We start from the raw sequence: 13636 nt of genomic DNA, 5'->3' as shown, positions 1-13636 counted from the left end.
ATTCTCCTCCTTACAGCTTTCGTAGTTATTGGCTATTTGACTGGCGGATCAACTCCTGCAGTTTGTCATAGGCGGCACCCGAAGCGATACACGCCCGTGCCATCGCAAACCCTTCTGCTAGCGTGGTGGCTTTGCCGTTAGCGTAAAAGCCTAACCCTGCATTTAAGACCACCGTTTCTAGATAAACGGAGGGTTGATTTTTCAACACCGCAGTTAAGATCGCCGCATTTTGAGCGGCATCCCCGCCGACGATCGCCTCGATCGGCGCTGGCGTAAAGCCGTACGCTTGTGGATCCAAAGAAAAATTGGCTACCTCTCCTCCTTTATAAAAGCTGATCGCAGTTTCACCTGCCAAATTGGCTTCATCCATTCCGTTGCATCCATGGATCACCATTGCTCTTTGCCGACCAAGACTGCCTAACGCCTGAGCGGTGTCGGCCAAGCTCTCGCCTGCGTAAGTCCCAATCAGTTGCGTAGTCAACGGAACAGGATTGATCAAGGGGCCTAATAGATTAAAAATCGTTGGCGTTGCTAATTCTTGCCGTATCTTCATCACTGCTTTCATGCCGGGATGCAACGAGGGAGCGAAGAGAAACGCGATGCCGACAGTCGTTAATAGCTCAGCGATTTTTTCTGGTGATGCTTGGATCGATACCCCCAAGCAGGCTAAGACATCGGCACTGCCTGAACGACTAGAGATACTGCGATTGCCGTGTTTTGCCATCGTGATTCCCCCAGCTGCTAACACGAAAGCAGCCGTAGTGGAGACATTAAAACTATTGGAGTGGTCGCCGCCAGTACCGCAATTGTCCATGGCGTCTCTTCCTTCATAAGGAATGGTCACGGCATGCTCTAACATGATTTCCGCTAAAGCGGTCAATTCGGCGGCTGTAATGCCGTTAATCTTCATCGCAACTAACGCTGCCCCCAATTGACTTTCTGAAAACATCCCGCTTAAAATTCCTTGAGCAAAGTGGCGCATCTCCTGATAACTTAAATGACTGCCATTAAAAAGCTGCTGGGTGATTTGCTGCGGCTGCTGTATTTTGACTGCTTCCATAAATGTTCCTCCTTTTTCATTTGCTGCTTTTTGCTGATTTCTCTGAAATGAGTTCAAGAAACCGTTGGATAAAAAACGCCCCTTCGTTTGTCCCCATTGATTCAGGGTGGAATTGGAGTCCTACGATCGGCTTTTGTCGATGCTGGATCGCCATGATGATCCCTTTTGTTTCAGCCAATACCTCAAATTGTGCAGGAAGGGTCGCTGGCTCAATGACCAGCGAATGATAGCGCATGACAGTCATGTCTCCTAGGTAGGTTTCGAATACGCCTTTTTTCTGATACGTCAGGCTCGATTGCTTGCCGTGCATAATGGCTGGTGCTTGGACCACTTTGGCACCAAACGCTTCTCCAATGGCTTGATGACCTAAGCAGATCCCTAAAAGCGGCTTGCTATCATGGTGTGCTTTGATCAAAGGAATCATGAATCCTGCCTCTGCGGGACGTCCTGGTCCTGGAGAAAAAATGATGGCATCTGCTTCTTCAGCAACAAGGAAAAGGTCTGGATCATCATTTCGCAAGACGACTGTTTCTTCTGGACAGAGCTGGAGAAGATTGTAAGTAAACGAATCATAGTTATCGACGAGTAAGATCATTGGCTGACACCTCCAATAGTGCTTTGGCTTTGTGTAAGGTTTCGTGGTATTCAGATGAGGGATCAGAATCATAAACGACACCCGCCCCTGCCTGGACATAAGCGATCGCGTCTTTCAAAACCATTGTCCGAATCCCGATGGCAAAATCCGCTTGATCGTTTCGAGAAAAATACCCAACGGCTCCCGCATAGACCCCTCTTCGAACAGCTTCCCATTGATAGATGCGAGTCATGGCACGAATCTTTGGTGCCCCGCTGACCGTGCCTGCTGGCAGGGTTGCTTTCAAGGCATCCATTGCCGTCACACCTGCTCTGCGCTTGGCAGCCACAACCGAAACGATATGCATGACATAGCGGTATTTCTCAATCACCATGTATAAAGGAACATGAACCGTGCCATGTTCAGCGATTTGGCCCAAATCATTGCGCCCCAGATCGATCAGCATTTGGTGCTCTGCACGTTCTTTTTCATCTGCTAATAGTTCCGCCGCCAAAGCTTCGTCTTCTGCTTTGGTTGCCCCTCGTTTGCGGGTACCAGCGATTGGATTTGTGGTGATCGTTGTTCCTTGAACCCGAATCAAGCTTTCAGGTGAACTGCCGATCACTTTGAATCCGTGATCGAAATCAAGATAATAGAGGTAGGCAGACGGATTCGTCACTCGCAGTTTTCGGTAATAGTCAAAAGGATCTTGTGTAAATGCTGCTTGCAGACGTTGGGAAGGAACCACTTGAAACATATCCCCTGCCGTAATTCGGGCTTTTGCCTCACGAACGATCGTTTCATAGGCATGTTGAGTAACATTACTTGTAAAATGCAGCTTTTCATTCGATAACCCACGGGTCTCAGCTGCGACTGGTGTCCTTAATTGCTGCTGCACCGCTTGGAGTACCTGCTCCATCTCGGCAGTCCCCCTTTGGCTGTAGCAATTTTCAAGGATGATGGTCAAGGTTTCCCTTTGATGGTCCAGAACGAGAAAGGTTTCAAAAAGCCAAAAGGCCATATCAGGCACCTGCAATTCATCTGCGGGCAGTTGTCCAATATCTTCATAGCAAGCTGCGATATCATAGCCCGCATACCCGATCGCCCCACTTTGCAACGGCAGATCCGATAATGCGGTGGTTTCTTTTTTGACTACATACCGTTCCATTTCTTTTAAAGGGTCCTGACAGGGATACTTGTTGACCGTTTTTTCCAAATGATCCTCTACTTGAAAAACACCATCCTTAAAGGTCAGTTTCTGAACAGGATCAAAAGTGAGGATCGAATAGCGTCCCGTATCTTCTTCTCTGGGAATACTTTCCAGTAAACATTTATGCGCCCCTTGAATCCGTAAAAACACTGAGACAGGTGTCAAACAATCGCTGTTGATTCGTTCCATTCGATACATAAGCTGCTCCTTTCTTTGTAAACAAAAAGCCCTCAAGCAAACATCATAAAAACGTCTGCTTGAGGGCGAATGACCGCGGTACCACCTCAATTGAAAGTTGCCTAAAGAAACAACTTCTTCTCTATCAACCGTCTAACAACGGTCTTCCTCTATAACGGGAGTTCCCGCATTTTCCTACTGCCAAAAAAAGGTTCAAAAAATGATCGGCTAAGGCCATTTCCTTGATTTCTTGGTATCGGACTCTCATCACCGCCGACTTTCTGTAACCAAAAAAGACTCAAGTACTTCTCTTAGTTTGATTTTACGTTTATTTTTTTATTGGTTGAAGGGCAAGAAAAACAAAAAAGCCCTCATGCAAACAAACTCGTCTGCATGAGGGCGATTACTCACGGTGCCACCTCAATTGGTTCTCTAGATCATCTATCAACGATCGTTCTCTGTAACGGGAGATCCCGAAAAAAGCCTACTGAATTCAGCCTTTCGACACAAAAGTCCATTTCTGAAGCGTCAATCTGCTGATTTACACCACCATCAGCTCTCTGCAAGACGAACGTCCCCATACTTCTCTTTTGTTTGGTCTTTACTAGTTATTGGTAGCTATATTACGTGGCTTTTGCTGATCTGTCAACAGAAAAAAGCGAATTTTATTTTTTTGACTCCTTTTGACAATACAAGAAAACAACCTACAATGGGTTGCCTTAACCAAAATAAAAAGACATTCTTTAGGATAAAAATCTCCTTCACTTCTTTCAGCGTACTTAATTATAGCTGCTACTCCATTTAAATAATATTTGTTTTTTTAATAACCCTTACGTGAAGATCAAAGAGTGAAAGCTTTGCTATAATTTTGCCAAAAAATCGACATTTATCCAAAATTTTCATAACATCATGAAAAAACAGAATTGTTATTTGAAATATTCTTCTATATGATTGAACCGAATGTAAGAAAGGGTGATTAAATGCACATAGACAAATTATATTTTTCCACCTTTATTTATAAAATGAGCTGCTTAGAATTTACTTACTCTCTCATTCAATCCAATGAGAAAAAAGTCGAATTATCTGAGGAAGAACAAGCAGAAATTGAATGGATCATCAATTCTGCGCTCCATCGAAAACTCTATGCCTCTCGCAAAAAGAGTCTTTTTTCCTCAAAAATAAAATTGTCGAAAGAAAGTTATTCTATGTATTTGCGAATGAAGAAATACGAACACATGATAGACCTCTAACCGTTAGAACACATAAAACAAACGCATTCCTTTAGACAGTTACTCAGAAGGTTGCCGATCCCAGCTTTTTTAATAAAAAAAACATCATCCAGTGAATTGGAAATAGCAAAACTTGCCTTTTTCGTATAAAATCAAAAAGAACACGAAAGAGTTGTCTTTCATCAAAACAGTCAATGTGACTCTTTTGACCTTCAAGACTCGGAAAGGAAGTTTTTGTCATGGATGGGATGATGAAAAAAATCATTACGGAGAAGGATTTATTACGTCAGATCCTTCTCTTGGAACAACTGGCGAATCACAAAATGATCACTGCCAAGCAACTAGCAAAATTGATCGATACGACGGAGCGAACCGTTTTTTCCGATCTAACCTATATTCGCCAACAATTGCCTGATGGTTGGCAGATCGAAGCTGCCAGTAGTGGCTTTGCTCTGACCCATGATGGGCCATTGTTGATGAGTCAGCTCTGGGAAACGTTTTTCCCTCAATCGATCGGTGTTTCTTTGATGAAAGCATTGCTTTTTTCCAGCGAACTCCGTACGCAAGATATTCTTAACCAAACAGGGACATCCTATGAGACCTTGCGACGACATGTGACAAAATTAAACAAAAGTCTCACTGATTTTTCGTTGCGGATTCGGATCACCAATCGCATGATCCGCTTTGAAGGAAGTGAGATCAACATCCGTGTTTTTTTTCATCGCCTGTTACTGCCATACACCCATAACAATTACTTTTTTGAGGAATATACGATTCATGAGTCCCACTATTATCATTTCTTGGATCGCTTAGCAAAAGCCAAGCTGCAGATCGAAGTGGAACAAATCTATGGTACCTGCTGGTTTTTTATCAATACGATTCGCATCAAAGCCAATTGCCGTATCGATTCCTTTGAATTTCAGGGGGACGATCCCCTTTATAGCCTTTTCCAACAGCCATTAAGCCAGCTGTATCAAAAAGAAGGCGTTTATTTAGAACGCAGCGAACACTTCTTTAACTTCTACTGCTTCTTAGAAAGTTGGAACTACAATAACGACTGGTCCGCAACGATCCAAGCAACCCTTGAATCCTACCAAACCATTTATCAGAAAACGACCCATTTTGTTGGAAAACTAGACCGCTTGTTGCAGTTGTCTTTAGCTAGTGATACACAACTGATTGAGAATCTACTGTTGCTTTTGATCAAATCGCAAGAGTCAGCCAAGCTCTCAGAATTGTTCGGGCTCGAATTTCACGAGATCCAACGGTTAAATCAACCCTATTCTCTACCGATCGAAGCGACGATCCATGACTTTTTAGAAGAGCAAACAGCCAGTCAATCGGAAATGAGTTTTCCATTATGGTCAACCACCACCTTACTGATCCAACAAGCGATTTTACAAATCAATCCCATTCGCGCAAAAGGGTATTTTGTTTTCCAAGGTGAACCTGCCTGGAAAGCTTATCTCCTGCAAGAATTGAATGACTTCCTCGGTGCCCGCATCCTTTTATCGGCGATCGAGCCTGGTCAACTAGAAGCGTTGGCGAAAATCGAGGTTGATTTTATTCTCTCAAATTTCCCTTTAGAGGAAGTATCTGTTCCAGTTTTTTACTTATCGATGGTACCAACGAAAAATGAGCTCAATCAAGTGACTGAGCTCATCCAAACCTATTATTTAAGCTATCGCTAGAATCATCAAGCTGCCGCTACTGCTTCACTGGAGCGGCTTTTTGCCGTCCTTGCAGCTTATTCGTAATAAATTTCTCACCCTCAACGACTGCGAAAAGGAGTGCGCCGTTAGCAGCGATACTCAACTGCTGCATCAAGGTCAAAGAACCGATCCCTAAAAGATGGTGTCCTAGAGGGGTTAGGAAAATAGCTGCCTGTAATACGATCAGCAGTGAAAGAGAAACGAATAGCGCTCGGTTGGCAAACAGTTGGCGATTCAAGGCTGGCTTGACCAGCTCCCGACAGTTCAACAAGTAGACCGCTTGGGCAAAGACGATATTTTGCAGCAGCATGCTTTGCTGAAGGACCGTTCCCTCAAATTGAACCGCTAAGACGTAAGAAGGAATCATGATCAACAGCGAGACGTAGAAGATGCGGAACAAGCTGTACCAAGACAAGATGCCTTCTTTGATTGGCCGTGGTGGTCGATTCATGACATCCGCACTTGCCTTTTCAAAACCGAGTGCGTAAGAAAGCGTGATCGTTGTCACCATATTTACCCATAAAATTTGGACAGGTGTCAGTGGCAGTGGTCGGTTCAACAAGAGTGCCGCAATAACGATCAATCCTTGGGCAACCGCAGTTGGTAAGAAGAAGTTGATGGTTTTCTTCAAATTATCGTAGATTCGACGACCCACTCGGACGGCATTGGCGATCGTATGAAAATTATCGTCTGCCAAAACCATATCGGCTGCTTGCTTGGTTACTTCACTGCCTTTGATCCCCATAGCGATCCCAATATCGGCTTTTTTCAGCGCTGGTGCATCGTTTACGCCATCACCGGTCATTCCGACGATCTCGTCATTCGCCTGCAAAGCACTAACGATCCGTAATTTATGCTCAGGGGTCGTTCGAGCAAAGATGTCTGTCTTTTGGACTGCTTGCTGCAATTCTTCCTCCGACAGCAGATCGATTTCTAACCCTTCCAACACGTGATTCGTGTGCTTCAAACCAATTTGCTTGCCGATGGCTTGAGCAGTCTTGCCATGGTCTCCTGTGATCATTTTGACTTGGATGCCCGCTTGCAAGCACTCTTTTACCGCTTTGATGGCACTGTCTTTCGGAGGATCAATGATACCAGCGATCCCGACAAAGGTTAAATTGGTTAGCCCTTCGTGGGACAAGGACTCCTGTGCCGACAGCGTCAGATGCGCAAAGCCGATCAGCCGCTGCCCTTTCGCTGCTAATTTTGCACTTTCATCTAACCACCATTGCTTTTGATTTGAAGTCAGTTGGCTTTTCTCAAGCAACACTTCGGGCGCACCTTTGACAAAAACTACCGAGGCATTCGGCTCTTCTTGATTTTGATGGCGTGTTGCCATGTACTTGTAAGAGGAACTAAAAGGAATCTTATCGACTGTTTTACGCAATGGTTGCTGCGCTGATTCTGCGTATTGTAACAAGGCTTTTTCGGTTGGGTTCCCAACGAGATCCGCAGCCTTTTGTCCTTCATCTTGCTTCAAGTCTTGACAATTTGCCATGATATCAAGCACCGTTGCTTTATCCACGTTTGACTCAACTAAAACATCGACGACCGTCATTTCATTTTTGGTCAAGGTTCCTGTTTTGTCTGAACAAATCACCGTCATGGCACCTAGTGTCTCCACTGATGGCATCGTTTTGATGATTGCTTGCTCCTCAGACATTTCCTTGACACCCATCGATAAAATCATGGTCAGCACGGCTGGCAAGCCCTCAGGAATCATCGCTACCACTAAGGCGATACCTGATGAGAACAAGAGATCAAGATCAAAGCCGTAGCGGAAGGTAGTAAAGAAGATCAAGAAAACCACTAATCCGATAATGCCTTTAAAGATTTGGTGATTCAATTGCTTCATTTTTTTGATCAACGGGGTTTCTTGCGCTTTCACAGACTGAATTGCTTGATTGATCTGGCCGATTTGTGTATCGTCGCCTGTTTCAACGACGATCCCGCTGGCAGTTCCGCTTTCTACATGGGTACCAGAAAACGCCATGTTCCGCTGGTCACCAATTGTACTTTCTTGAGTAATAGGCTCGGTCATTTTTTGAACAGGCTCAGATTCGCCAGTTAAAATCGACTCTTCAATCACAAGATCATGGGTTTCGATCAAGCGCATATCTGCTGGTACAACATCTCCTGGTCCTAAAACGACTAAATCTCCATTTACTAAGGAAGAAACAGCAACTTTCTTTTTGCGGCCGTGAACATAAATCGTTGCTTCTTGCCCCATGAACTGCTTCAATCCATCCAGTGATTCTTGGGCTTTGCGCTCTTGCCAGTAGCCGACGAATCCATTGATGACGACGACCGCCATAATAATGCCGCTTTCGATATAATCACCAGAAATCCCTTTTAAGACGGCTGCGACGATCAAGACCAACATCAGTAAGTCGGTAAAGTGCTTGCCGACTTTCTTCCATGTGGGTATCTGCGCTGCCTCAGTAATTTTATTTTCACCTTGCTTTGCTAAGCGCTGGTTGCGTTCTTCGGAGGAAAGGCCCTGCCGTGTTGTTTGCAATGTGTGTAATAGTTCTTCTGTTGTGTTTTTGTACCAATTCATATTTTTTTCCTCCTTGTTTATTTATTTGATCTGAACATAGTATAAGACATTGAAACCATAAAATTCTGGCGATAATTTCAGCGGGGCCTGAAAAAAATGAGTGCTTTTCTTAAAGGGGAAGAGCGGCTTGGTCGCGTGGCTTCACACAACCAACTGAAAACGTCCGTTGATTGTTTTTGCAGGTGGAATCAAGTAAACTAGGACACACCCAATCAATTTCTATCTGTCCCATCATCCAAAGGCAAGATAGACGAAAGGAGCCAAAGAAATGGCAATCTATACCGATACAAAAATCGCTCAAGGACCTTTTCTTTTCATTTCTGGTCAAACGCCGTCGCAAGACGGAGCCACACCTGAGGCCCCGCAAGAGCAAACAACCATCGTTTTGAAAAAGATCGAACAGCTTCTATCAGCCAATCAACTGTCCTGGTCATCGGTGGTCAAAATGACCGTCTTTTTAACAGATGCTGCCTACTTAGCTGCTGTCCGTACGGTGTTTACAACTATTTTGGCAGAAAACAAACCAGCCATGAGTCTCGTCATCGTTGCCGGCTTGGTTGCCCCAGAATTTAAAGTAGAGATTGATGCACAAGCTACCTTGGCTTAAGCACAGAGAAAAACACCAAAAAAACTTCGTACAAAAGGCAGTAGCCAATACGAAGTTTTTTTGGTGTTATCTTCTTATTCAGTCCTATTTGAAGCGTCTGATTCAGTCTTTTTTTGCCACTGTTCCACAAAACCAGCGATGGCTTGAGCAGTCTGTTGAGCATTCACTAAGGTTCGCTTTTTCTCCATCGCTTCTGTCAACGAAATCGGACCTTGCTGGATACAAAAGACGGCAGATAGTAGTTGCGGCAGTTTTCCTAGATCGTCGCTTCGGGAGCCGCAGATGGCAACAACCGGGACCTGATGTTTGTGGGCGAGCAACGCGACGCCATAGGGTACTTTTCCCCCAGCGGTTTGCCCATCGATGCGTCCTTCACCCGTGATCAACAAATCTGCTTCTTTGATTTTTTCCTCAAATCCAACCAATGAAGCGATCGTCGCAAATCCAGGAACCAATTGACCACCTGCCAAACGAACAGCACCACCAAGCCCACCTGCCGCACCAGCACCAGGGACTTCCAGATCGATCCCCGTGGTCCGCTTGATGTGCTCAGCCAAGCGCTTTGCCTGCTGATCCAACTGCTGGATCGTTTCTTGGGATGCCCCTTTTTGCGGACCAAAAACCTGCGCAAATCCCTGATTGCCAAAATAGGGATTCGTTACATCGGCCAATGCAAACAGGTCAATTTGTGCAAGCAGAGGGTTCAACTGGCTGAGCGCCAGAGATTCTGCTTGCAGCAAAGGATTGTTTTCCATCCGCTCGTTTCTTTGAATGGTTGCTCCTAGCGCAAGTAAAAAGCCTACGCCCCCATCAGAAGTGCCGCTACCGCCAAGGGTCAGGTAAATTTTTTTCACACCTTGCCTGCAAGCTGCTAAGACCATTTGGCCTAAACCAAAAGAAGAGCTATTGCGGGTGGTCTCGTCACTAGGTTCCACGAGTTGCAACCCAATCACTTCTGCAGATTCAATCAGGGCAATTTTTTCTTCCTTGATTTTGGTGACCAACATACGGGCTTGCAACTTACCGCCTAATGGAGCGGTAACTGAAACCGTTTCGTAATTGCCTCCCAGCGCAGCAATGACTGCTGCCATTGACCCTTCTCCCCCATCAGCGATTGGGATACTGCGTGTTTCCCACTGGTCTGAAAACCCGCTTAAGACCGCTTGATTTAGTTCTGCGGAAGTGGCACTTCCTTTGAAGGAATCGATCGCTGCTACAACTTTCATTTTTCTACCTCTCATTTACGATCATCTCTTTCCCAAAGATTGGAATACTTCGCCTTATAATCAACTTTTAGTTAATTAAATCAACCAAAAATTAACTAGCAATCCATTGTAAGTCATCTCTTATCCTCTTATGATAGAAGTATACCAAACAAACCTATCGGAGGTGCACTATGGACTTACCCATTGGCGAGGAAATCGCTCGGAGAAGAAAACAACGAGGTATTACCCAGCAAGAATTAGCAGTGTTTATGAATGTGTCCAAAGCATCCGTTTCGAAATGGGAAACGGGACAGTCTTATCCAGATATCACCTCGCTGCCCTTATTAGCCGCGTATTTTGATTGGAGCGTCGATGAATTATTGATTTTGGACTCGCAGCTATCCGCTAAAGAGATCCAACGCATCTATCAATTACTAAAAGACGCCTTTCAAACAAAAACACCAAGCGAAGTCCTCGCGCTGGCACAAAGTTTTACCAAACGGTATTACTCTTGTTACCCGTTCTTGTTACAGATGGGCTCCTTTTACTTAAATCATTGGGATCTTTTGCCAGATGTCCCTGTAGCAGATAGCTCAGAAGGACACCCCTCTGAAGAAGCCTTAACGGAAGCGAAAAAAACTACCTATTTGAAAGAAGCAGAAATCCTTTACCAACGGATCATTGCGCATGGTGACAATGCGTTGGCACAACAAGCGCAACAAATCGAAGCCTATTGTCTGTTGATGAGAAACAAGCCCGATGAGGTCTTGGCGATCCTTGGCACGAAAACGCCGACTTTATTACCTAGCGAACCACTGATTGCTGCCGCATTTCAGCAAAAAAATCAGTTGCAACAAGCTGAGATCGTGACGCAAAGTGCGATTTACCAATACTTGATTCTTTTTATGAGCTTACTGACAAATTATTTGGCAATGCTCACACAAGACGAGGAGCAACTGGAAAAAACCTTTGCACGTGGACTGGCACTCAGCGAGAGCTTCCAACTGGCCCAGCTGCATCCTATTTCTTTACTGAACTTTTTAGCCGCTGGAATGGTTTCTTTTGCCGCTTTAGGAAAAGAAAGCTTATTGCTGCAAGCATTAACGCTGTATGTCAAAACATTAGCAGACACGCCTGAGGAAATCGTTTTGAAAGGAGACGATTATTTCAACAGCATCGATGAGTGGATCAGCGAATTAGAATTAGGCAGTCAGATCCCGCGGAACTCAGGTAGTGTCAAAAAACAATTTCTTGCAGTAGCACAGCTGACACCTTTGTTTGAACCTTATCTGAAGCAACCACTATTTGAAGAATTATTTCAGCAGCTGCAAAAACTGTCCGAACAAGAAAATGAGCCACAAAGGAGGGCTTCACATGAATAGTGTTTCACTAAATATACCAGAAAATATATCTGATTATTTGCCCGTACTGATCCCCTTGATTGTTTTGCAATTGGTCCTGATCATCTTGGCGGTTCGCGATATTTTAAAACAAGAACAGTTTAAATTCGGCTCCCGTATTCTTTGGCTTTTCATCGCCTGTTTTGTTAGCCTGATCGGTCCTATCCTTTATTTTGCTTTCGGAAAAGAGGACCAACAATGAAGATGATCGAGATCAACCATTTATCCAAGCGTTTTGGGCGCAAACAAGTGCTGCAAGACCTAACCTTTTCGGTTCCAAAGGGCAGCGTTGTGGGGTTTGTCGGGGAAAACGGCGCTGGCAAAACAACGACCATGAAGGCGATTTTAGGATTGCTCCCCATTGATGAAGGCGAAATCATCGTTTGCGGCGAGCCGGTGCAATTCGGCTCAGCCAAGACCAATCGCTGGATCGGCTATTTACCAGATGTACCGCAGTTTTACTCGTTTATGACAGCTGTAGAATATTTGACTTTTTGCGGAAAGATCCAGCCCAATCAAGAACCTTTTCAGCCTCAGCGGGTGATGGAAGTTTTAGCGTTGGTAGGCCTGGAAGCTTCGAAACAAAAAATCGCTGGCTTTTCTCGAGGCATGAAGCAGCGTCTTGGATTAGCTCAAGCATTGATCAACCGACCAGCTATCTTGATTTGTGATGAGCCGACCTCTGCACTTGATCCTTTAGGTCGCAAGGCCTTTCTTGATGTATTGGCTAAAATCAAAGAAGAAACGACAGTTCTTTTTTCATCCCATATTCTCGCAGATGTCGAGCAGCTGTCAGATTACATTGCGATTTTGCACAAAGGCCAGATCCAGGCGTTTGAACCGATGGATTCCTTAAAAAAACGTTATCGAAAAACCGCCTTTGGGATTGTCTTTACCAACGAAGGTGACCATTCGAAATTTGCCAATCTGTTAGCATCCCACGGCATTGCGGCAGAAAGAAAGAACAATCAATTACTGATCGACGAAACTGCCGACACGAATGTTGGAAAGCAGTTGCTGCGATTGCTCAATGAACAACAGATAGTACCTGAATCCTTTCAACGGATCGAACCGACTTTAGAAGCGATTTATTTGGAGGTGATCAAATGAAGGTGTTTCTTGTTTTCTTAAAAAAAGAATTTCTCGGTGGTCTTCGCAGCAAAAAACTGCTGATTTGTTTGATTCTGTTTGCGCTGATTGGTATGCTCTCTCCCTTTACCGCGAAAATCATGCCCGATTTGATGGCCAGTATGATGCCAGAATCGATTGAGGTCACGATTGCTGATCCGACTGCGATCGATGCATGGCTGCAGTTTTACAGCAATATTGGAACGATTGGTCTGCTGGTATTTGTGGTTCTTTTTACCGATACGCTCTCTGCCGAAATAGCCCAAGGGACCTTTATTCAGCTGATTACGAAAGGATTACCGAAAACGACGATCGTCTGTGCCAAAGCTGGCTATTTAACGATTCTGTGGTCTTTGAGTTACCTCCTAAGTGCCAGTGTCAGTGCTTTTTATACGATGATTTATTTCGATGATTCCAGCGCTGCTCAAGTCCCTAGCGCATTGTTCAGCTATTGGCTGTTTGGTTTATTAGCGATCAGCATGCTGCTGCTAGGTTCCAGCTTTGCTAAAAGTATCTATCAAGGACTGTTGTTTATTGGCGCTTGTTATCTGATCGGACTGTTAGGTAGTTTGTGGAGCCAATTAACAAATTGGAACCCTTATTCTCTTTCTAGCCAATTTCCTAACTACTTAACTAACCAAATCAAACTAGGAGAACTGATGCCAGCGCTGCTGCTGAGTTGCTTATTGATCATCAGCTGCCTAGCGGGGGCTATTGCTGTTTTGAGAAAAAGAAACTATTAAAAAACCATCGGTGCAAATGTTGTACTGACTC

At 44.6% G+C, this 13636-nt stretch carries 11 protein-coding genes and 2 other annotated features; of the genes, 6 read left to right on the top strand and 5 right to left on the bottom strand.

Going from position 1 to position 13636, the window contains the following annotated elements; all coding sequences use genetic code 11:
- Positions 1-25: 25 nt before the first annotated feature.
- Genes trpD through trpE form a run of 3 tightly spaced genes read right to left on the bottom strand, consistent with a single transcriptional unit; the run spans position 26 to position 3042 of the window.
- A complete protein-coding gene (gene trpD, locus IGI72_RS07040; protein WP_438753635.1) occupies positions 26-1060 on the bottom strand; it encodes an anthranilate phosphoribosyltransferase in 1035 nt (344 codons plus the stop codon).
- Between the two features lie 16 nt (positions 1061-1076).
- Entirely contained in the window at positions 1077-1655 is a 579-nt protein-coding gene (locus tag IGI72_RS07035) for an aminodeoxychorismate/anthranilate synthase component II (protein WP_121261692.1), read from the bottom strand.
- Positions 1636-3042, bottom strand: a complete 1407-nt coding sequence (trpE, locus tag IGI72_RS07030; protein WP_438753632.1) for an anthranilate synthase component I — start codon at positions 3040-3042, stop codon at positions 1636-1638. Before trpE ends, IGI72_RS07035 begins: the two co-directional genes overlap by 20 nt.
- A gap of 58 nt (positions 3043-3100) precedes the next feature.
- Positions 3101-3347: a binding site (T-box leader), on the bottom strand.
- A gap of 66 nt (positions 3348-3413) precedes the next feature.
- Positions 3414-3626, bottom strand: a binding site (T-box leader).
- A gap of 863 nt (positions 3627-4489) precedes the next feature.
- On the opposite strand from trpE, the gene IGI72_RS07025 reads away from it, so the two are divergent.
- A complete protein-coding gene (locus IGI72_RS07025) occupies positions 4490-5941 on the top strand; it encodes a helix-turn-helix domain-containing protein (RefSeq protein WP_438753629.1) in 1452 nt (483 codons plus the stop codon).
- A 16-nt stretch (positions 5942-5957) separates the two neighbouring features.
- On the opposite strand, the gene IGI72_RS07020 is transcribed toward IGI72_RS07025, so the two are convergent.
- The gene (locus IGI72_RS07020) at positions 5958-8522 is read right to left on the bottom strand and encodes an HAD-IC family P-type ATPase (protein ID WP_438753627.1); all 2565 of its coding nucleotides are present in this window, start codon (positions 8520-8522) and stop codon (positions 5958-5960) included.
- A gap of 268 nt (positions 8523-8790) precedes the next feature.
- On the opposite strand from IGI72_RS07020, the gene IGI72_RS07015 reads away from it, so the two are divergent.
- Positions 8791-9129, top strand: coding sequence for a RidA family protein (locus IGI72_RS07015; protein ID WP_438753624.1), 339 nt, complete (start codon positions 8791-8793; stop codon positions 9127-9129).
- 74 nt (positions 9130-9203) lie between these two features.
- Here IGI72_RS07015 and IGI72_RS07010 read toward each other — a convergent pair whose 3' ends face one another.
- The gene (locus tag IGI72_RS07010) at positions 9204-10355 is read right to left on the bottom strand and encodes a glycerate kinase family protein (protein ID WP_218213058.1); all 1152 of its coding nucleotides are present in this window, start codon (positions 10353-10355) and stop codon (positions 9204-9206) included.
- A gap of 170 nt (positions 10356-10525) precedes the next feature.
- Between IGI72_RS07010 and IGI72_RS07005 the strand changes: the two genes are divergently transcribed.
- The 4 genes from IGI72_RS07005 to IGI72_RS06990 are packed head-to-tail and all read left to right on the top strand — an operon-like array spanning position 10526 to position 13605.
- The gene (locus tag IGI72_RS07005; RefSeq protein ID WP_438753622.1) at positions 10526-11716 is read left to right on the top strand and encodes a helix-turn-helix domain-containing protein; all 1191 of its coding nucleotides are present in this window, start codon (positions 10526-10528) and stop codon (positions 11714-11716) included.
- The gene (locus tag IGI72_RS07000) at positions 11709-11936 is read left to right on the top strand and encodes a PLDc N-terminal domain-containing protein (RefSeq protein WP_087627297.1); all 228 of its coding nucleotides are present in this window, start codon (positions 11709-11711) and stop codon (positions 11934-11936) included. Before IGI72_RS07005 ends, IGI72_RS07000 begins: the two co-directional genes overlap by 8 nt.
- Positions 11933-12844, top strand: a complete 912-nt coding sequence (locus IGI72_RS06995; RefSeq protein ID WP_395997199.1) for an ABC transporter ATP-binding protein — start codon at positions 11933-11935, stop codon at positions 12842-12844. The genes IGI72_RS07000 and IGI72_RS06995 overlap by 4 nt, the downstream gene beginning before the upstream one ends.
- Positions 12841-13605, top strand: coding sequence for an ABC transporter permease subunit (locus IGI72_RS06990; RefSeq protein WP_438753618.1), 765 nt, complete (start codon positions 12841-12843; stop codon positions 13603-13605). The genes IGI72_RS06995 and IGI72_RS06990 overlap by 4 nt, the downstream gene beginning before the upstream one ends.
- Positions 13606-13636: the final 31 nt, after the last annotated feature.

The organism is Enterococcus sp. DIV1059_2, assembly GCF_051713685.1.
GTDB classification, from domain to species: domain Bacteria; phylum Bacillota; class Bacilli; order Lactobacillales; family Enterococcaceae; genus Enterococcus_D; species Enterococcus_D casseliflavus.
This window is presented reverse-complemented; position numbering and strand designations above follow the sequence as displayed.

Coding starts and splice junctions, on each gene's coding strand:
- IGI72_RS06995 (WP_395997199.1), top strand. CDS start 11,933: ATGAAGATGATCGAGATCAACCATTTATCCAAGCGTTTTGGGCGCAAA.
- IGI72_RS07015 (WP_438753624.1), top strand. CDS start 8,791: ATGGCAATCTATACCGATACAAAAATCGCTCAAGGACCTTTTCTTTTC.
- IGI72_RS07005 (WP_438753622.1), top strand. CDS start 10,526: ATGGACTTACCCATTGGCGAGGAAATCGCTCGGAGAAGAAAACAACGA.
- trpD (WP_438753635.1), bottom strand. CDS start 1,060: ATGGAAGCAGTCAAAATACAGCAGCCGCAGCAAATCACCCAGCAGCTT.
- IGI72_RS06990 (WP_438753618.1), top strand. CDS start 12,841: ATGAAGGTGTTTCTTGTTTTCTTAAAAAAAGAATTTCTCGGTGGTCTT.
- IGI72_RS07020 (WP_438753627.1), bottom strand. CDS start 8,522: ATGAATTGGTACAAAAACACAACAGAAGAACTATTACACACATTGCAA.
- trpE (WP_438753632.1), bottom strand. CDS start 3,042: ATGTATCGAATGGAACGAATCAACAGCGATTGTTTGACACCTGTCTCA.
- IGI72_RS07010 (WP_218213058.1), bottom strand. CDS start 10,355: ATGAAAGTTGTAGCAGCGATCGATTCCTTCAAAGGAAGTGCCACTTCC.
- IGI72_RS07035 (WP_121261692.1), bottom strand. CDS start 1,655: ATGATCTTACTCGTCGATAACTATGATTCGTTTACTTACAATCTTCTC.
- IGI72_RS07000 (WP_087627297.1), top strand. CDS start 11,709: ATGAATAGTGTTTCACTAAATATACCAGAAAATATATCTGATTATTTG.
- IGI72_RS07025 (WP_438753629.1), top strand. CDS start 4,490: ATGGATGGGATGATGAAAAAAATCATTACGGAGAAGGATTTATTACGT.